This is a genomic window from Solibacillus sp. FSL K6-1126 (genome assembly GCF_038003445.1).
GTDB lineage: Bacteria > Bacillota > Bacilli > Bacillales_A > Planococcaceae > Solibacillus > Solibacillus silvestris.
Map to the genome: position 1 here is coordinate 3,487,653 of NZ_JBBOPD010000001.1, position 16,965 is coordinate 3,504,617.

Genomic DNA, 16,965 nt, shown 5'->3' on the forward strand with positions numbered 1-16,965 from the left:
CTCTTTCTTACTCAATTTTTAACAGGTTGTCTCAATAAGTAATACCTTATTTGATTGCTATTGAGCACGCAATAACATTTACGAATTGTTTAGTATTACCTCATTCTGTATATTTATTTTCAGTTATTGGATAGTGATAAATTTCAATATCTGAATCAATAAAACCTCTTCGCTTTGCCCCATGCAACGTTTGATACATATTCTCTCTACCAACAGGGTTGTCCGTATGAATATATATTTTATTTGCCCGTAACCCTTTTTCACAAATATATTTTACTAAGTCATAACCTGTTGGCAATAGATTACCATGTAGGTCTTCTCCTAAATCATGATCAAGAGAAAGTATTTCTACTTCGTGATTTTCAATTAAGTGAATTGCTTCTTGAAAAGTTCTTGCCACGACAAAACCATTCGGACAATCTCTTAAATCATCCACATAAAGATTTATCTTTTGTGTCTCCAAAATCATCACATCCTTTATATAGCCTTTTTGCTATCACAATTATTTCATTTAATGCTACTAAAATAAAGGTAGCTGATTTATTGGGAAACCATTTTTTATAAGCTATACTTACAATATAGTTAATCGCAGCATTAACTGTACCCTAGTTTCCCTGTATGGTTCTAGGAGGCATCTCAATGAAAGACAATATTAAATCGTACACTAAAAAAGATGGAAAAACTTACTACATGTTTAAACTTTATTTAGGAATGGATAACGAAACAGGCAAACAAATTCACGTTACTAGACGTGGTTTTCTAACGAAAAAAGAAGCTAATCTAGCATTGGCACAATTAAGAGTTGAAGTTAGCAATGGAGAATATAAGAAGCCTAAAACTGAAACATACGAGGATATATATAATGTCTGGATTCAGCACTACGAAAGAACTGTTGAAGAAAGTACCTTTGTCAAAACCCTTGGCATTTTCAAGCATCATATTTTACCTGCAATAGGTCACTACCGAATAGAGAAGCTGAGTGTAGCAATCTGCCAAAGCTTTGTTGATGACTGTTCCTTGAAACTAAAAAGGTTTCGAATGGTTAAAACATACGCATCTAAAGTGATAGATTTTGCAATTAAGCGTGAGTACATCAGTTCTAATCCCTTCAAGCTAGTGGATCTTCCAAAAACCAAAGCTTCTACTGTATTAGATACTGAGGTTAACTACTATTCAAAGGAGCAGCTAATTTACTTTCTACAATGTTTAAAGCAATATGGTAACGCTCAAATCACCGCATTTTTCTATCTGCTTTCATTTTCAGGTATCCGTAAAGGTGAGGCACTTGCATTAACCTGGGCGGATTTAAATTTCGATACAAAGGAATTGTTCATTACAAAAGCTCTTTCGAGAGGTAAAAATAACAAGCTCTATATTAAATCAACGAAAACCGATACTTCACGCCAGCTTTTAATCGATGATGAAACATGCGGCATCTTATCTGAATGGAAAAAGATTCAGCTAGGCAAATTTACAAATGTAAGTGACAAAAGCCAATTGATTTTTACAAACGAACAAAATGGTTTATTGCAGCAAACAGTTCCTAGAAAGTGGCTCATGAAAATCATTGATAATTACAGCTTGCCATATACACATGTTCACTCATTTCGTCATGTGCATTGCTCTTTACTTTTCGAAGCGGGTGCAAGTGTCAAAGAAGTACAAGAACGATTAGGTCACACAGATGTGCAAACAACGCTCAACATATATACGCACCTATCAAAACGTGCAAAAAACGATACAATTAATAAATTTGTGGCGTACTTAAACTCAGAATCTTGACCAAAAAGTAGCCAGATTTTTAGCCAGATTACGATAAAAATCCCAGAAAACTCAATACAACAAAAAAAGAAAAAACCCTTGATTTACAAGGGTTTTGACAACTCTAGACAACTCTAGAAAATTCATGAATGGAGACGGTGGGAGTCGAACCCACGTCCAGACAATCGTTATTGTATCGTATGGTTGTATCGCTCTATGTAGCGTCATTTGAGACGGTGATATAAGCGTACTACCGGACAAGCTCCGTTCATTAGTCGTACATTGCATAGTCGACCTTCTTACGCTCCATCATACGTTATATGGAAACGGTTGTAAAGACGAATTATCCGTTAAATATAAAACGTCATATTTTCATACGGTAGATTCTCCATTATATCTTGCTTGATCGCCTGTTGCATCGCTCTTATTCCTTGCTCACGTTTATTCTTCACATTATCGTCCGTAAACTCACCGCGATAGCAAACGTAGTAAGCTAATTCGCGCACCTTTAATTCGCCACCTTCCGCAAAACCAGGTAAAAACTTCCGTATGTATCTTACATCGCTTTCTACCGCATCACCCGTTAAGCTTAATTTTAAACCGACTTCTGCATATGTCATCGTTATAACACTCCTCTACGGACAAAGTATAACGCCTCAACTCCGATAATACTATCCGACTTTTTACAGTGACTCAACGCGTTATTATGCAAAAAACGCTCAATTGTCCCAACGTAAAATTAACGCAGTTTAAACGATTCGAGACGGAATACTACCCGCCTATCTAATTCTCGATGCGTCTCAGGTCGATTCTGCGGAGGCTATCCGGCGAGTTCCGAAAAATTGTAGCGGAAATTTTATATATGCTGCGTCAGTTTTACGTTAAGGTACGTCCTGGGTAGACGTTAGAAAATCGGCGTGTTTTCAATTTGGTGCTTACGATTCTCGGACAGCAGATGCGACCGTACAGAATATGGCGCTTGGGAGTCAGCGGATTTGAACACAAAAAAGGCGACCAACTCCGGTAGCTGATCGCATTACTTCGTTTAGTTATAAGCTGAAATCTTCTAACGTTGCGTCTATTTCATCGTTAGTAATACCGATATACCTTAACGTAATAGACGGAGCAGCGTGGTTAAATAACTGCTGTAACATCGCCACATCTTTATTCCGCTTGTAATGATGATAACCGAATGTTTTCCGCATTGTGTGCGTTCCAATATCATTACGGCCTAAAGCGTCAGCAGCCTTCTGTAGCGCTCTATAAGCCTGTGTAGTCGATATATAACCGTTTCCCTTACGACTAGCAAACAGGTATTCTCCGCTATCCATACCGCGTGTATACTCCTCTATCTCCTGGCGCAAAGCCTTCGGAATAGCAAAGCGCTTTGACTTCGCTGTTTTCTGTTCCTTAATCGTTAGATGCGTCTTACCTCTAATATCCGATACTTGAAGCGGTACAATATCGCTTACTCGTAAGCCAGTATTTATTCCGAAGTTAAACATAAATACGTCTCTAGCCTTTGCATATCTCGATAAAGCCCAACGCATATCCGCGATTTCTTCTGCCGATCTTAACGGCTGTACATTCTTTTCATTCGTCATAAATACCGCTCCTTTTCATACGTTATCGTACATTCAATGTATTATAACGTTAGTTTATCGTAAGGATGCGCTATTGTCAACGGTTTGAATGTATGAAAAGATACAATATCGTACATATAGACGACTAGCTCACCGCCTAATAATCCGTATATGTAAATTGTCAGACTTCGATTTGTTTTCGAAGGTAGCCACGCGCCAGCACCGTGCAGCCGATGTTTTACGTCAATTCTCGGAAATATACGGAATCTCAATCGCTCACTCATCGTCTATAAATGCGCATAAAAAAAGAGCGGCAGCAACCGAAGTCACCACCGCCATTATAATACTTTAGTACGCTAAATCGTTGAATTACCGCCATTTATAGCACTTTAGTACGATAAAGTACCGTCTATTTAAATCGTTGTTGTAACGCTGCCAACTTCGCAGCAACCGCTGATTCATCGACTTTTTCGCTCTTAACTTCGATTTCCGCTTTGTCTACGAGCATACCCTCCGCTTGCATATAAAGTTTCATCATCGAAGCATTACCCGCCTCACATTCCTTTAATAAAGCGGCCATTACTCGTGTACGATTCTCCGCTAATAACTGCGTAGTTACTGCTGCTTTGTATTCAAGCATTGCCGGTAGCTTGCGCCAGTTTCGTAGTGTGCGATCAGTTACCTCTAACTCGTTCGCAATATCAAGCATACTCTTACGCTTGCCAGGCGGTAATAAGTCATTCTCATACATTAGCTCCGCTGCTTGCGCCTGTTGTGGTGTTAAATCCTTTAAAATATCGTCTAGTTTACGTTGTACCATTTTTCCATCTCCGTTCTTTTTTGTTGGTAATATTCGTCAAAGTTGCCGTCGTAGCCGTCACATACTGCCTCCGGTGTATACAGAGAGTACGGATAATCAGTGAGACTGCGCGTAATCATTTCGGCTAATCTGTCATAAGGAACACGAGTGTCGCCGTCAATTGCAGCTTTTAAATAAACTTCTGCCCGGAATAGGCATTTGCTGCTTAATGACCTATCGCTACATTGACTAGCAAAGCGCAACATTTCTCGCCATTCAACAAGCTTCGGAATCGGACCGACTTGAACATTCGTTTTACTCTCAAGTAGTAACGTTGCATATTCCGCTAAAAACTTATCCAATTCCGGTTCAATGCGTTTAAAACATTCCTGTGACCAGTAATCGCTAACTTTAGGTGCATAGGGCGGATTAATGATTTTGCAATAACCTCGCTCCATATCAATAACCGCTTGTTCTTCTTTTAATTTTGCAATTTTTTCTTTTAACTCCTCAATCGTCGGTGTTCGTTTCATCCTATCGCCTTCCTTCCGTTAATATAAAAAGCAAGCACCCGTTATGAGCGCTCGCCTTTAAAATTATGATATTTGGAATCGGTGTCTCTCGATTGCTTTCGCTAATCCCATCGCGATTTTTTCGATGTCAGCATCCTCTCGGATTGTAGTACCGTGCATATTAATAGTAATACCGCCTCCAAAGCCGCCGTTTTCCTTAGCTGCACGGTATTCCTTCGCCTCTTGTGCCGGTAAAACTTTTTCTCCCTTATGAAGTCTCGCAAGATAATTATCCTTATTTACATAATCAAGGCCGTGATAATGCGAGCCGTCTACTGTACCGGCACCGATCGCTTTACCTACCGTTGTCACAACCGTGCTAATTCCACTCGTTACCCAATCCGGTAACTTAATTCCGGCAATAACGCTTGCGAAATCACTCAGGTAGCCTTTAGCCGTATTAGCCCAACGTCCTAACGTATCGAACCAACCGGCCGCTATTTCAAGCACTCCACTTAGATTATTGAACGCATTCGAGAATGCAGTAGTAACGAACTCCATTAACGGAGCTAGAACATTCTTCCAAACAACCGTAACGACTGCGCCTAAAATCTCGAATAGACCGCCAATCATCGTTAAAATCGGCTTAGCAAGCGCCCAAAGCGTTGAAAATAGCTGAATTACGAAATTAATCGCCGGTGCAATGATGTTATTAAATGCGATTGAGGCGTAGTCTCCAACGACTTTCAACATCGACCATAATCCCGAAAGGATCGGTTGCAGTAGCGTCCAGGCGTTAGAAAACACGTCAGAAAGGACGGCCCAACCATTAACAAGCGCAGTTTTCACGATAGAAAATCCGCCTTGTAGTTCCCCGAATTTCGCTTTTACTTTATCAACGATACCGGCAACCTTCTCCGCTGTGCCGCCTCCGAATAGCGAATCTAACAATCCTCCGGCTCCTCCGGATTTAAAGGCGCTCCATAGCTCGCTCACTTTCGTTTTTACGCTGTCGATAATGCCTCGGAATGTCTCGGAATTTTTGTATAGCGCTACCATGCCAACGGCAGCTCCAGCAATCGCAGCGGCGACTAATGCGATAGGATTCGCTAATAAGGAGAGTGTTCCGATCAACATAAACGCACTTACTGCGGCCATGAGTCCGCCAGTCAGATATGAAATAGGTTCACGCCATTTCCACATCCACTTTCCTACGTCGATCGCTTTGCTTACGATTGTTCCGAGTGATTTCTCTAATTTTGATGTGAGGTCTACCGTTAATAGCTTGTCTAGTTCTTCATTAACACCTTTTAGAGCTACGGACAATTTATCGTTACCATCTTTACCAATACCGGCAAAGAATGATTCGAACTTCTCTTGCATAGAAGAATATTGACCTTTAGTGGAGTCACCCATTTTCTTGACCATATCATCGTTGACACCCATGTCATTTAAGACTTTATTCAAGCCTTTCATTTTCTGTTCGAGTGTCCCCATTTTAGTGATAGCTTGCATAGATTTTTTATCTAATCCGATAGCATCGACAATCGAGACGTAGTCGCCCTGGAAAAGCTCTTTTGTACTGAAAGCAGCTTGTCGAGTATCAACGCCAGCGAACGCTTGAATCCTTTCAACTAATCCCCAAATTTCTTCAAGTTTTCCTAAGTCCTTCGATAATCCTACAAACGCTTTCGAATTCGTCATCATATCGCCGGTACTCAAAACTGGAGAGTCTATAGCCATAGTTTCAAGCATCTTAACGTAGCTTTTAGCTTTATCTGCGTCCTGGAACATGCCTTCTAACGCAAATAATTGTTGTTGTCTCTCGGCAGCGGCTCCGATGGTAGCGTTAAATGCGGCTGCTGCGCCTTGTGCCGATACATATGCACCCACGATACCGAATAGTGCTGACTGCATACCGCTTAAACTTGCGCTCACTCCGCTTGCACCGACACGAACGCCACTTAATGACGTCGAAAATCGTGCGTTGGCGCTTGTAGCACGGCGAGAATCCGAGACAAAGCGACCCATAGCATTACGGAGGCGTCCTTGTGAATCGCGATAATTGTCTGACGCTCTAGTTGCCTGTTGCGTTGAACGCGATAGCCTGTCCGTCTGTTGCATAATACGGCGCAGTTTAGATGATCCGCTGTCCTGGACTCGGAATACGGCTTTTAAATCGATTGCCATTAACCTTCACCCGCCTTTGTACGCTCCAAAACTTTACTAGCACGCATACACTCGCGTTTAGCATTACGTTTTAACTGGCGGTTATCTGCGATTAAAAACGCCTGTGACGCATGAATCGCTTGTAATACGGCTCCTTTTAACTTCGATAGCGATTTATCGTTAATCTGCTTTGCCGCATGTTCAAAACGCTTTAATAAATCGAAATAGTGCGCTCGTTCATCGGCTGTCAACTCGGCATTTGTAACGGCAGCACTCGTTAATAAGCCGTGATTTAATACGTCATACTCTGTCTTAATTCCATCGAATTGCATATCGTTCATTCCTTCCTGTCGTATAATCTGTTTGCTAATTGGTGCGGAAAAATCCGCATAATATAAAAAGCGCTAGCCGTAATTAAACGAGCGTAGCGCTTGGAATTAAACTTCTTCCGTTTCTTCTTCCGTTTCTTCAACTTCTTCGACTACTACCGGCCTACGCGATGCTAGCGCCAACTCTTGCTGCTTGATGTAAGCCGCTTTTAGTCCGCTATAAAATTTAATCGCCTCTAAGCCTTTGTAAGTGGCGTAATCATAAGCAATCGCTAAATTATGTGCGTCAATTCGGAAGTCTGTTAAATCGACCGTTGTAGGGTCAAATCCTTCGGGTAATCGCTGTAATAAAGCCTCGTCTCCGCTGATGATAGTACCGTTTTCGTGATTGATAATTTGTAACATTAAATCGTCTCCATTCGTTTTTTAGTTTTTTTTGAATTAAAAAAGGCGACTCAATGGCCGCCGTAACTCCGTTTATTCCGTTGGTTGTTCTTCATTATAGGGCGTGTCGTCCGGTGTTTCCTCGACGATGCTCTCTGCTGCTCGCTTGACGCTGGCATACATAACTCGCGCTTGATCTGTTTGCAATCGTTTAGCTACGTCAAATGCTACTGCTACGTCGTCTTTTGTGATTTCACCGTTTGCGAGGCGTTGTCTTAATCCATTTTCGAGGACTCGATAATTAACCATCTTGCCTCCGTGTGCTGCTTTTGTTGCGTTGTATACGTCTAATTGCTCGTTATATTTGCTCATATTTATTTACCTACCTTTTCCGTTGTTTTTGTTTTTACCGTTGGTGCTACGTCGATATACTTATAGTCATAAGGCACTTGACCGTGTGTGAACTGTGATACTTCCTCCAATACCTTTCGAACACCGGACACGACGCCTACTGCTTTATGAATCTTCGCATTATCAGTTGGATGATTTTGCAGCATAATGTGTTGTGTTAATCCTTGCTTATGATTGCCCTTCACATACTCGGCAATTTCTTGGTGAATCGGCTGATATGCTGATGAATATTCTTTTCCATCCACTATCGCACTCAAAATTAAGTCGCGAGCCAGTTGTAACTTCGGATTGACTAGCTCCTCAAATTCCTTACGCACTCCATCTGCATAATCGGGCTTATAACGTGCTACAACCTCAACTGGTGAAATCTTTGTATCAGGCATTGCTTGTTGCGCTAGGCGTAAATCTCGCTCACGTCGTGCAACTACCTCTTTTTGCAGAGCAATATCATCGTCAATTTTAGCGAGTTCTGCCGATATGTCTGTTCCTTCCTTTACCGATCGAGTAAAAGAGACTTCATATTGTGTCTGTAATTCAGTTAATCGAGCGCGTGCTGCTTGTAAATCTATTGAATACTGTGCTAACTTTTCTGCTCGCTCGTGTTGCTCCGCTTTGAAATCCTCTAATAATTTGTAATCTTGAATTTTAATTGTCATTGTGTTTTAATCCTCTCGTTTTTAAAATTTGAATGAGTTTTTCTAATTTATTAATAATAAAAAGCCGCCAACGTGGTAGCACGACAGCAGCCTCTAAATTTAGCTCAAATAATTCGATTAACATTTCCTCGCTGCGTTCAATTAGCTCACGCGTTCCGTCCACTTCCTTACGGTAAATCACCGGAATTTGTGCGCTTACTAGCTCACGGTATATCGTTTGGCTATCCGTTTGTATTTCAGATACTTTATACTCCGCTAAATCGTCGAGCATATCGTCAATTTCGAAAGGCTTTGCGATTTCTGCGATACAATTCCAAATTCCTTGCTCGTCTGATTCGTATAAGAGCATCGACGTAAAATCAACGTCATAAATTTTAACGATTGAAACTAGCGAGAATCGCATCAGGCATTACTCCTTTAATCGTTTTCTTTGCCAACTTTCCGTGCCTCCTGTTATTAATAGCCGTAGGGTAATAAAAACCGCTGTTTCTTTCGATATTTGGTGCATTGATTTCGACACTAGACCAATTTATCGTCTATGACTTTAAAATGCTTAAATCGAATAAAATAGGCGAATTTGTTACCCTACTTTGTCGTACTCGCCAGATTCTAATTTCTGCAATACCGACTTAACGCCTCTATGCAAACGAGCTGGAATCTTGAATTGTACTGCGTCGAGCTGTCCTTTACGTGTTGTGTAGGTAGCCATGACGTCAAAGTCTTTACGTTGCTTAATCTTACTGATTGCTACGTTATGACCGGCTCCTACGTACAAAATAAAAAAGCCGGGAATCGTCCAGGCTTCAAAATCGCGATTATTTGTATTAGACAATTTTTTTCACCTGCTTCAATTCCGCCTGCGTCTGTATTTCTTCGCTCTCCGCCTTTAAATGAAATGTCATTTCCTCGACTTCGTGATCGCTAATTTCACGGCCAATCATACGACTAATCCATTTCTGAATAAAAGAACGCCATAATTCATCGGTGAATGATTCCTTGCGTCGATAAAAGTCATACACGGAAGGAGTGCAATGCTTACTGGCGTTACAACTTAAGCAACAAGCGACAATGTTTTCTTTGACGTGCTTACCGCCATACTCGGATGATAACGGGTATACATGGTCGATACTGCGGTTAGTATGGTCAAGCCGAACGGAGCAAAATGGACAGTCTTTGTACACCTCGAATATCTCGATTAAGTCGTCCTCTGTTACATAAGGAACAGCTTGTCCGGCGCGTTTAGCGTGTGTATAAACTAAGCGACGTATATTCTCTCCATTAGCTCGTCTGTGTATCGCTCGGCATTCGTTGCAAAGCGTGTCACGTCCGATTTTAGTATGCGATTGAACTCGGAATAGCTCAGGCTCTTTCTCAACTTGGCAAGCGCGACATACGATAGTTTCTACATTTATCATAGACGTTCACCGCCTTCGATTTTAGCTAGTTGTTTCTTCGTCTGTTGTGCGATAATTCCTGCAGTTGCGAACATTGCAATACTCATAATTAACATTTCCCCATCTCTCCTCTTATCTGTTTTATTGTTGGTTAATTAATAAAGCGGTATATTCCGCTTCAATGATCTCTGAGCTGTTGTACTCTAATGTTTCACGCAAGTAGCGAGTAAGCGCACGATTGTTTGTTTCAAGCGCTTGAATGTCGCCAATTAACACATTAACGTTTGTTTTTACCGTGATTAATGCGTTCGGATGGTCGTGAATGAGCCTACGTAAAATCGTATGAGCAGCAAAGGCACTGTTAACATCGTTATACTCGTAATTCAAATATTCTACATCGTCCACAAACGCTTGGACGTCATACTCGCGATAAGCTACTCGCTTAGCTAAAATCTTAAATTCAACCTCTCGTTTTTCCATTTTCATCGTCTCCTCTAATTAAATTGCACCATGATTGCGTCTAAATGCTTTCCGTCACCCGCATAAATAACGCGTGGATTAACGGTAATATGTTTCTGACGGCGATCCTTCGTACTTTCGAAGAAGTTAAAAACAACTTTATCTCCGATTTTCACTCGATTTAGTGCCGTCTTTAATTTTGCTGGACTCTCATACCCGATTAGCTCCGCAACATGCTCTAGGCTTATCGGTCTTACTAAGTCCTTGTCCGATTCATCCGGATTGTAGCAAACTATATTAAAATTGAAATTCAAAAACGGCATGAGCGAGTAGACTAGCGCAAGCTGTCCGACCGTTCTGCCGTTGAATTGTTCATATAAATCTCGTACTGTCTTTTTAAACATTCGCGTGTATTGCATATCTACGATGTCCGATTTCACTTCACTAACATTTCCACGGTAAAATACCGTATGATTCATGTAAATTGCGCCTTCTTGCTGCGATAAAATACCTTCGTCAACATATCGTTTGAATAGCTCACGCGCTCGCTTTGTGCTTAGTCCCGTTAGTTTTTCAAAGCCTTCTGCGTCAATTACACGTCCATTGTCATATTGTAAGCGCCCTGTCGTCCATGCCGTGTATGTGCCGAGATTCATAAGGCGAGCAATATCAGCGTGATTCAATGAAGGGAATCGCTCATTAATCGTATGTGACTGCTTAAAGAACGTGAATACAAAGCCTCCGTTTTCTTCTTCGTGTGCGCCTAATACTTGCTTAGACGATGTGAACTTCTGTTGCGCGTTTACTTGCGCCTCTGATTTCTTCGGCGTTAAGTCGTGTTGGAATTGGTCGCCTAAATACTCGCCTTCCAAATCGTACGCCTTACCGTTTACTACCGTATAGTTATCTCGCAGTTTTAAAGCTCGCTGGCGCACCGCCGGATGTAAGTCGTTAAATTCGCGTCCTGTTAATAGTGTGTTTGTCATCGTAAATCTCCCCTTAATCCTTTTTATTGTGGTACTGCGGATATAACGCCAGGCGTTCCGCCTTCACCATGCGAATATTTTGCATTTGCTCGGTGGTAACTCCTAACCTTAACGGCACATAGTCCGGAATTTTGCACTCTCCACTTTCGAGCATGACTATGTATGTTTGACTGACGCCTATTACTTTCGCTAGCGCTCGTTGAGATAGTCCGTAAAATGCGCGATAATCTTTAAGGTCGTCCGGTAGCATGAACATTAAAATCTCCTCCTAATTTATTTATTCGTATCTGTTCATTTGAACAGTAATAAGCAAAATAAAAAAGCCGTCCGTTTTTGGACTGCCTTTGTGACTTCTCAATATATACAATACAAACTGCCGTTAAATACAAGTTCCTATAATGTATAGCCGGCTAAACGGTTAAAATATACGATTCTCTAATATATAAAATGACGAAGCCGTTAAAATATACGATTCTCCACTATATAGAATGACGAAACGGCTAAAAAATGGCTTTACGCCTCTCCTCACGTAGTAGTAAGATTAAACAGGCTAAAATATACTAAATACTTCCTCATAATGATAAGCCAGCTAAACGGTTAAAATATGGCTTTCCCTTGTATAGGTGTTGGCAGCGTTAAATTATAGGCTAAAATTAAATTTACTTCCTTATACACTACGATACAGACTCGCCGATAATGTGAGTAAATACCAGCTGAAATACTTCCTCATAATGTAAGGCGCAAAACTTACGGTTTATATGCGTTACTATTTAAAAATCGTTCAAAAGTCCCTTTCGGCGTATATATAGGTAACTGAACTGCTATAATATAACCTTTTGCGTTAAATATCTTTCCCACCTATATAGCCAACTAAACGGTAAAAACGAAACCTTTTCGATAAATAACTTCTAAACTTTTCTCTACTCTTTAGGGCGGACATTTAGCGTAAAATACGGGTAGCTGCTGAAATTATTTTTTACGTCCTCATTTAGGCTGGATACGTTTAGTGCTAAAATACATGTGCGACTAAAGTACGATTTTTTACTTCCTCATACGTATAGCCGTGAAACAATGAAAAACGTGTATGCTTACAGTAAAATAAATTCTACCCTTCCCTTGTATAGGTGCTTAAAACGCTAAATTATGCATTAAAACTTACTTTACCACCTATATAGCCAACTAAGCGCCTAAAATATCGTGTAAACTTCCCTTATATATACTAGACCGTTAAAAGTCACTTTCTACACAGATTCAGAAAAAAAACTCTCTTCGGCGTATATATAGGTAACTAAACGACTAAATTAGGAAGGTTTAAGTTATAATATACGATAAAAAGCGCCTTCCCTTGTATAGGTGTTTAAAATGGAATTTTGGAAGTTAAAAGTTTCTGCTTTACGTAAAAAAGTAAGTAGGTTAAAAAATACCTTCCTTTTACGTCCCAAAAATGATTAATTACCTTCCTTTTACGTCCCGCTTGACTTTTACATAAAAACACAATATATTGTACTTAACGTACTGTTTTAGCTAGAAAATACATATATCTTGTATATTTAGCATTTACAGAAATCGGCTTACTCATCTTATCTTATACTCTCCGTATACTTAAAGACCATCAATAATATATAGCGAGTAAGTAATCCGCCAATATATAACGAAGTTATCCGCCTTTGTTCCGTGAAGTTGGTACAACTTCCTAAAACATTATCGCCTTCATTTTGCAAAGAACGCAAAATAAATTCGATTGATACTTATTGTATCGTTTATATCGTACGGTAATAGAGTTACAATAATAGTGCAATAAGACGCGTCAGCGGCTTATAGAGGCGTTAGCCTCGTATATAACCGCTTTAATCCGTTCAATTGTCAATGTACTCCGGATAATCGGAAAAAGAACGCAGCGCCAACTACGTCCTTACCGATGTATAACCGCTGTCAAAGCTGCAACAATGACCGCTTATTTAGTAACGTCGCCAACCGCTACCACCGATCCGCCAAAATCGGTATGACTTACGACTGCAATCGCAAGTTATTAGTGAAGCACACCGCCAATTGTGCTTAATCCGTTCGTTTGCATACTAACCGTTCATGCGCGTATTTTCCGTTTATTTCGTGAGTACACCTAACAAAGCGACCTGCTCAGCAGTAAGATTCCCGAATACTGCCGCCGCTGTTTCCGTCCAGGTGAAGTCAATTTCAAACTCGTCACCGATAATTAATGTCGCCTCATTTTCTCCGTACAACTCTAACCGTACATCCTCGATAATATCCGCCTTCATTACTTCGAGCGTGTGGACTTCGTCAATCTCGACTAGCTCAATGCGTATGTTCTTCATATTAACGCCTCCATTTAGATAATAAATACGTAAATAAACAGCACTACTGCGATTGCAAACGATAATGAGCCGTAAAAATGAGGTCGTATGTCCGATTCTTCCTCCGTACGTTCCTCTGTTGTACCGAAGAAATACTCGTCAACCGCTTTTGTAGTGCTTGCTGCTGCCGTTAATAGCTTGATAAATGCTTTACGATAAGAGCTTTCGAAGGCGCTTTGATTACGCGTTACCTGTCTCATACCGCCATACCGAACTCTTGCCCGTCTATAATGATTGCTGCATAAAAATCGTTGATGATGATGTACGTGTTTTCGTCTACTTTCACTGTCATAATTTCCATCCCCCAAATTTTCTTTTTATTTACGGTCTAAAGTTTGACGTGTTACCGTAAGATGTAACCATACTATACAATTAATTACGGTGTGACGTCAAGCGTATTTGCGAAAGTTTTTTTAAAATGTTATGATAAATTTGAAAAAGGTTGAAAGGACGTGGCTTTGTGCCGATTAAAATTACTTTAAACGAGACTTTGGAGCGCGATGGCTGCAAACTAACTAAGAATGCAATCGCAGTAGAGGCAAAAATTAGACCGGGGACGTTATCGGACTTGGTGAACGGTAAGAGTAAAGGCGTCACATTCGATACAATCGAGAAAGTAATCGACGCAATGAATCGCCTTGATCCGTCGGGCCATTATAAATTGACGGACGTATTCGACTATGTAAACGAAGAATAAGAAAAAGCGCCCTATCTCGCGTGGAGACGGCGCTTTATTACGTTTAGATTGCTTCACCAACAGTCCGTAGTATATCGAGGAACATAGGCGATATTTGAATCAGTACATAGCCTAAGCCGGCGTTCATTATCATCGACCACGCTCGCTCAGGATTGCCTATCATGAAGAAGAAACACGCTCCTATCATAATGACGCTGGCAATCGGAAAGCTGATGGCGATTAATATATCTATAACTGGATCAAGTATCGTCGCTAGTACTTCTAAGGATTTATCTGCAACATAGCCGGTCGGTATCGGAGCATTAACTGCCATTGCCGTATAAGTATCCGGAAGGCTTGTTATATCGGGCATAGCCGTTACTGGCATAACTTCCATAACAGACGGATTAACGGCAGTCAGCTTGTTATACGCCACCAATCCGGCAGCTCCGAGCGTAGGAATAGCGCTCATAACTACGACGTCCTTACGAGTAGCGAACGTTCTCTCTTGCCGGATTTTCTCCATTTCCTCAAAGCGTTCTGTATAATCGCCATACTCCGCAACCGGCACAACTCGCGTTTTATTTCTTTTGAACATTACGTTTCCCCCTTATTTTATATCGCTTATTGAAAACACTTTGAAATGAGGCAATACCCGACACGCTTCTTCTAGCTGCTTCCTTCTCAATTCAGTAGTCGTCAACCATACAATAACGGGGAAATGCCCGACTTTGGCTCTAACGCTATTCAATAACTGTATATAACGCTCAATCTTTGCTCTATTCTCTTTCATCGTCTGTGTATTATCGACCTCTAAGAAATGATGAATTCCACCGATCGAGTACATAGCGTCAGCAACGATAGAAATATTCCCGTTTGAGATTTTAACTTCATTCTTCCAATCGCTCGGGCAATTACAGTGAAGCCAAAAATCGTTCCGCATAATGACGTGATTAACATGATTACTTTTCTTACGGACTTTACTCGAGTCCACGTATTCTCTACCGTTCTTATTTAAATAATAAATCGTCTGATAACCTTCACGAAACGAAGCCAGGTAGTCCGTTAAATCGTTTAAAACCCGATTCGTATTGCGGATTGAGCCTAATTTAAAGTGTTTGTTAAGTTGATCGCGTGTGCAATAGTCAAAGGATTTCAAAAGTAGCAATATTTTCTCCTGACGGCTCGTTAGAGGCTTTGTGTTCAACGCGCTTTTCCTCCTTATCAACGATATACTTTTCAATCGTAGACTCGATAATATCCGCAGTAATCAACGGAGTTTGAACGATTTCTCGCTTATCTGCCGTTTGAAAGATTGCACGGCCTTTAATTTGTGGTAATAGCTCGGCGCCTATTTCGTCTAATACAACGCGTGAAGCTACTGCGGATTGCACACGGAAACATAACTTAGCGTCGGCGTTCTGCTTAACCTGGCGTGGAATAACGTCTCCTACCGGATATTGCGTCGCTACAATTAAACGGAATCCTAGTCCGGCTCCTAAGCGCGCTATCTGCGACATAATCGTTTGGCATTCAGTTTTAAGCGCCTTTTCCTCCTTCGTAACCGCTTCATTCGGATTGAGTTCGCCTACTTCGTCTATGACGATGAAATATCGGTCCATTATACCGGCTTGCTGTACGTTCTTTTTACCTTTTAACCGTAACTGGCGTTGTAACTCACGCATCTTAACGTAGGCAGCTTGTAGCGTCTCCAATGCCTCCTCCGGCTCATAGGCGATTGATTCCGTCTGTTTGATATTCTCGTAATCGCATAGCTCGACGCCGCCTTTTAAGTCGATCATATAAAAATGCGCATATTCCGGCTTGCTCGATATTAAGCTGTTAATCAACGCGTTAATAATATTGCTTTTACCGTAGCGAGTAGCTCCGCCAATAATGAGATGCGGAATCTTTTCGAAGTCGAGGTATTTGAACGTGTTCTTATCGCGAGTTAAACCGATCGGCACTCGCCATCCATCGCCAGCAGTAAACGCCACCTCTTGCGGTAACGGCTTTTCATACACTCGAACGATTAAAAGTCCGTCATAAACGAGTTCAATCTCTTTACGCTCCGTTAATTTCGATTGCCATAACGTTTTAAGGTTGTCGAGTATGTTCGCGTCAAACTGTAACGATGTTAGCTCAGCGAATGTCACTCGTTTACGGCGGTTGTTTAAGCCGTCCTCTAACGTCCTTAACTTCGCTACATAGTCGTCGAATGAGCGCCCTAGCGGAATCCTATAACGATATTCCCAACCCCAATCGAAACGTTTCTTACGGAGCAAAGTTGTAGTAAGCGTGTCGCTGCCGTCCTTAACGTTTAAGCCTGATAACGACATAATCCGTTGAATCTTTCCGGAATCATTTGTAGCTAAGCCTTTCTTTTTAATGAACGCTTGAAACGCAATTCCTCCAAACAAAGTCGTCGTTATGATTTCAAAAAACAATTCGCATCTCCTGTCCTCATTTTTTTA

General features: G+C 41.0%; 24 protein-coding genes. 2 read left to right on the top strand and 22 right to left on the bottom strand.

Translation table 11 applies throughout. The features are described 5' to 3' along the window. Nucleotides 1-100: 100 nt before the first annotated feature. Nucleotides 101-463 (bottom strand): cyclic-phosphate processing receiver domain-containing protein, encoded by a 363-nt coding sequence (locus MHH44_RS17350; RefSeq protein ID WP_340799193.1) that lies wholly within the window; start codon nt 461-463, stop codon nt 101-103. Between the two features lie 176 nt (nt 464-639). Between MHH44_RS17350 and MHH44_RS17355 the strand changes: the two genes are divergently transcribed. Beyond that, nucleotides 640-1,782: a site-specific integrase gene (locus MHH44_RS17355; RefSeq protein WP_340799194.1), complete on the top strand. Its 1,143-nt coding sequence runs from the start codon at nt 640-642 to the stop codon at nt 1,780-1,782. A gap of 329 nt (nt 1,783-2,111) precedes the next feature. Here MHH44_RS17355 and MHH44_RS17360 read toward each other — a convergent pair whose 3' ends face one another. The 18 genes from MHH44_RS17360 to MHH44_RS17445 all read right to left on the bottom strand — a co-directional run bounded on the left by MHH44_RS17360 (nt 2,112) and on the right by MHH44_RS17445 (nt 14,015). Further along, nucleotides 2,112-2,381 carry a hypothetical protein gene (locus tag MHH44_RS17360; protein ID WP_340799195.1) on the bottom strand — a complete coding sequence of 90 codons (270 nt, stop codon included), beginning with the start codon at nt 2,379-2,381 and terminating at the stop codon, nt 2,112-2,114. 429 nt (nt 2,382-2,810) lie between these two features. Further along, entirely contained in the window at nt 2,811-3,365 is a 555-nt protein-coding gene (locus tag MHH44_RS17365; protein ID WP_340799196.1) for a site-specific integrase, read from the bottom strand. Between the two features lie 41 nt (nt 3,366-3,406). Further along, nucleotides 3,407-3,616: a hypothetical protein gene (locus MHH44_RS17370; protein ID WP_340799197.1), complete on the bottom strand. Its 210-nt coding sequence runs from the start codon at nt 3,614-3,616 to the stop codon at nt 3,407-3,409. A gap of 137 nt (nt 3,617-3,753) precedes the next feature. Beyond that, nucleotides 3,754-4,164, bottom strand: coding sequence for a phBC6A51 family helix-turn-helix protein (locus MHH44_RS17375; protein ID WP_340799198.1), 411 nt, complete (start codon nt 4,162-4,164; stop codon nt 3,754-3,756). Continuing rightward, the gene (locus MHH44_RS17380; protein WP_340799199.1) at nt 4,146-4,676 is read right to left on the bottom strand and encodes a hypothetical protein; all 531 of its coding nucleotides are present in this window, start codon (nt 4,674-4,676) and stop codon (nt 4,146-4,148) included. Before MHH44_RS17380 ends, MHH44_RS17375 begins: the two co-directional genes overlap by 19 nt. 63 nt (nt 4,677-4,739) lie before the next feature. Beyond that, complete coding sequence (locus MHH44_RS17385; protein ID WP_340799200.1) at nt 4,740-6,845, bottom strand: phage tail protein; 2,106 nt, start codon at nt 6,843-6,845, stop codon at nt 4,740-4,742. Next, nucleotides 6,845-7,165 carry a hypothetical protein gene (locus MHH44_RS17390; RefSeq protein ID WP_340799201.1) on the bottom strand — a complete coding sequence of 107 codons (321 nt, stop codon included), beginning with the start codon at nt 7,163-7,165 and terminating at the stop codon, nt 6,845-6,847. Before MHH44_RS17390 ends, MHH44_RS17385 begins: the two co-directional genes overlap by 1 nt. Before the next feature lie 96 nt (nt 7,166-7,261). Beyond that, nucleotides 7,262-7,558 carry a hypothetical protein gene (locus tag MHH44_RS17395; protein WP_340799202.1) on the bottom strand — a complete coding sequence of 99 codons (297 nt, stop codon included), beginning with the start codon at nt 7,556-7,558 and terminating at the stop codon, nt 7,262-7,264. A 72-nt stretch (nt 7,559-7,630) separates the two neighbouring features. Continuing rightward, on the bottom strand, nt 7,631-7,909 hold the full coding sequence (locus MHH44_RS17400) for a hypothetical protein (RefSeq protein ID WP_340799203.1): 279 nt from the start codon (nt 7,907-7,909) through the stop codon (nt 7,631-7,633). 2 nt (nt 7,910-7,911) lie between these two features. Continuing rightward, complete coding sequence (locus tag MHH44_RS17405; protein ID WP_340799204.1) at nt 7,912-8,604, bottom strand: hypothetical protein; 693 nt, start codon at nt 8,602-8,604, stop codon at nt 7,912-7,914. After that, on the bottom strand, nt 8,594-9,007 hold the full coding sequence (locus MHH44_RS17410; RefSeq protein ID WP_340799205.1) for a hypothetical protein: 414 nt from the start codon (nt 9,005-9,007) through the stop codon (nt 8,594-8,596). The genes MHH44_RS17405 and MHH44_RS17410 overlap by 11 nt, the downstream gene beginning before the upstream one ends. Nucleotides 9,008-9,184: 177 nt before the next feature. Further along, nucleotides 9,185-9,436: a hypothetical protein gene (locus MHH44_RS17415; protein ID WP_340799206.1), complete on the bottom strand. Its 252-nt coding sequence runs from the start codon at nt 9,434-9,436 to the stop codon at nt 9,185-9,187. Next, nucleotides 9,429-10,019 (bottom strand): HNH endonuclease, encoded by a 591-nt coding sequence (locus MHH44_RS17420; RefSeq protein WP_340799207.1) that lies wholly within the window; start codon nt 10,017-10,019, stop codon nt 9,429-9,431. The genes MHH44_RS17415 and MHH44_RS17420 overlap by 8 nt, the downstream gene beginning before the upstream one ends. A gap of 120 nt (nt 10,020-10,139) precedes the next feature. Beyond that, nucleotides 10,140-10,478 carry a hypothetical protein gene (locus MHH44_RS17425; RefSeq protein WP_340799208.1) on the bottom strand — a complete coding sequence of 113 codons (339 nt, stop codon included), beginning with the start codon at nt 10,476-10,478 and terminating at the stop codon, nt 10,140-10,142. 14 nt (nt 10,479-10,492) lie between these two features. Continuing rightward, a complete protein-coding gene (locus MHH44_RS17430; RefSeq protein ID WP_340799209.1) occupies nt 10,493-11,443 on the bottom strand; it encodes a hypothetical protein in 951 nt (316 codons plus the stop codon). A 13-nt stretch (nt 11,444-11,456) separates the two neighbouring features. Continuing rightward, on the bottom strand, nt 11,457-11,699 hold the full coding sequence (locus MHH44_RS17435; RefSeq protein ID WP_340799210.1) for a helix-turn-helix transcriptional regulator: 243 nt from the start codon (nt 11,697-11,699) through the stop codon (nt 11,457-11,459). A 1,846-nt stretch (nt 11,700-13,545) separates the two neighbouring features. Next, nucleotides 13,546-13,776, bottom strand: a complete 231-nt coding sequence (locus tag MHH44_RS17440) for a hypothetical protein (RefSeq protein ID WP_340799211.1) — start codon at nt 13,774-13,776, stop codon at nt 13,546-13,548. Between the two features lie 14 nt (nt 13,777-13,790). Beyond that, nucleotides 13,791-14,015 carry a hypothetical protein gene (locus MHH44_RS17445; protein WP_340799212.1) on the bottom strand — a complete coding sequence of 75 codons (225 nt, stop codon included), beginning with the start codon at nt 14,013-14,015 and terminating at the stop codon, nt 13,791-13,793. Nucleotides 14,016-14,275: 260 nt separating this feature from the next. On the opposite strand from MHH44_RS17445, the gene MHH44_RS17450 reads away from it, so the two are divergent. Next, nucleotides 14,276-14,512, top strand: a complete 237-nt coding sequence (locus MHH44_RS17450; RefSeq protein ID WP_340799213.1) for a helix-turn-helix domain-containing protein — start codon at nt 14,276-14,278, stop codon at nt 14,510-14,512. 43 nt (nt 14,513-14,555) lie between these two features. Here MHH44_RS17450 and MHH44_RS17455 read toward each other — a convergent pair whose 3' ends face one another. Genes MHH44_RS17455 through MHH44_RS21230 form a run of 3 tightly spaced genes read right to left on the bottom strand, consistent with a single transcriptional unit; the run spans nt 14,556 to nt 16,452 of the window. Then, nucleotides 14,556-15,089: a hypothetical protein gene (locus MHH44_RS17455; RefSeq protein WP_340799214.1), complete on the bottom strand. Its 534-nt coding sequence runs from the start codon at nt 15,087-15,089 to the stop codon at nt 14,556-14,558. 12 nt (nt 15,090-15,101) lie between these two features. Next, nucleotides 15,102-15,659 carry a replication-relaxation family protein gene (locus MHH44_RS17460; RefSeq protein WP_340799215.1) on the bottom strand — a complete coding sequence of 186 codons (558 nt, stop codon included), beginning with the start codon at nt 15,657-15,659 and terminating at the stop codon, nt 15,102-15,104. Then, nucleotides 15,637-16,452 (bottom strand): FtsK/SpoIIIE domain-containing protein, encoded by an 816-nt coding sequence (locus tag MHH44_RS21230; protein ID WP_445683057.1) that lies wholly within the window; start codon nt 16,450-16,452, stop codon nt 15,637-15,639. The genes MHH44_RS17460 and MHH44_RS21230 overlap by 23 nt, the downstream gene beginning before the upstream one ends. Between the last annotated feature and the right edge of the window lie 513 nt (nt 16,453-16,965).

What these genes read in the sequence shown, in the direction of transcription:
- MHH44_RS17390 (WP_340799201.1), bottom strand. Translation starts at nt 7,165, where the DNA reads ATGAACGATATGCAATTCGATGGAATTAAGACAGAGTATGACGTATTA.
- MHH44_RS17355 (WP_340799194.1), top strand. Translation starts at nt 640, where the DNA reads ATGAAAGACAATATTAAATCGTACACTAAAAAAGATGGAAAAACTTAC.
- MHH44_RS17435 (WP_340799210.1), bottom strand. Translation starts at nt 11,699, where the DNA reads ATGTTCATGCTACCGGACGACCTTAAAGATTATCGCGCATTTTACGGA.
- MHH44_RS17400 (WP_340799203.1), bottom strand. Translation starts at nt 7,909, where the DNA reads ATGAGCAAATATAACGAGCAATTAGACGTATACAACGCAACAAAAGCA.
- MHH44_RS17375 (WP_340799198.1), bottom strand. Translation starts at nt 4,164, where the DNA reads ATGGTACAACGTAAACTAGACGATATTTTAAAGGATTTAACACCACAA.
- MHH44_RS17365 (WP_340799196.1), bottom strand. Translation starts at nt 3,365, where the DNA reads ATGACGAATGAAAAGAATGTACAGCCGTTAAGATCGGCAGAAGAAATC.
- MHH44_RS17425 (WP_340799208.1), bottom strand. Translation starts at nt 10,478, where the DNA reads ATGGAAAAACGAGAGGTTGAATTTAAGATTTTAGCTAAGCGAGTAGCT.
- MHH44_RS17430 (WP_340799209.1), bottom strand. Translation starts at nt 11,443, where the DNA reads ATGACAAACACACTATTAACAGGACGCGAATTTAACGACTTACATCCG.
- MHH44_RS17440 (WP_340799211.1), bottom strand. Translation starts at nt 13,776, where the DNA reads ATGAAGAACATACGCATTGAGCTAGTCGAGATTGACGAAGTCCACACG.
- MHH44_RS17445 (WP_340799212.1), bottom strand. Translation starts at nt 14,015, where the DNA reads ATGAGACAGGTAACGCGTAATCAAAGCGCCTTCGAAAGCTCTTATCGT.
- MHH44_RS17420 (WP_340799207.1), bottom strand. Translation starts at nt 10,019, where the DNA reads ATGATAAATGTAGAAACTATCGTATGTCGCGCTTGCCAAGTTGAGAAA.
- MHH44_RS17455 (WP_340799214.1), bottom strand. Translation starts at nt 15,089, where the DNA reads ATGTTCAAAAGAAATAAAACGCGAGTTGTGCCGGTTGCGGAGTATGGC.
- MHH44_RS17385 (WP_340799200.1), bottom strand. Translation starts at nt 6,845, where the DNA reads ATGGCAATCGATTTAAAAGCCGTATTCCGAGTCCAGGACAGCGGATCA.
- MHH44_RS17395 (WP_340799202.1), bottom strand. Translation starts at nt 7,558, where the DNA reads ATGTTACAAATTATCAATCACGAAAACGGTACTATCATCAGCGGAGAC.
- MHH44_RS17405 (WP_340799204.1), bottom strand. Translation starts at nt 8,604, where the DNA reads ATGACAATTAAAATTCAAGATTACAAATTATTAGAGGATTTCAAAGCG.
- MHH44_RS17360 (WP_340799195.1), bottom strand. Translation starts at nt 2,381, where the DNA reads ATGACATATGCAGAAGTCGGTTTAAAATTAAGCTTAACGGGTGATGCG.
- MHH44_RS17380 (WP_340799199.1), bottom strand. Translation starts at nt 4,676, where the DNA reads ATGAAACGAACACCGACGATTGAGGAGTTAAAAGAAAAAATTGCAAAA.
- MHH44_RS17410 (WP_340799205.1), bottom strand. Translation starts at nt 9,007, where the DNA reads ATGCGATTCTCGCTAGTTTCAATCGTTAAAATTTATGACGTTGATTTT.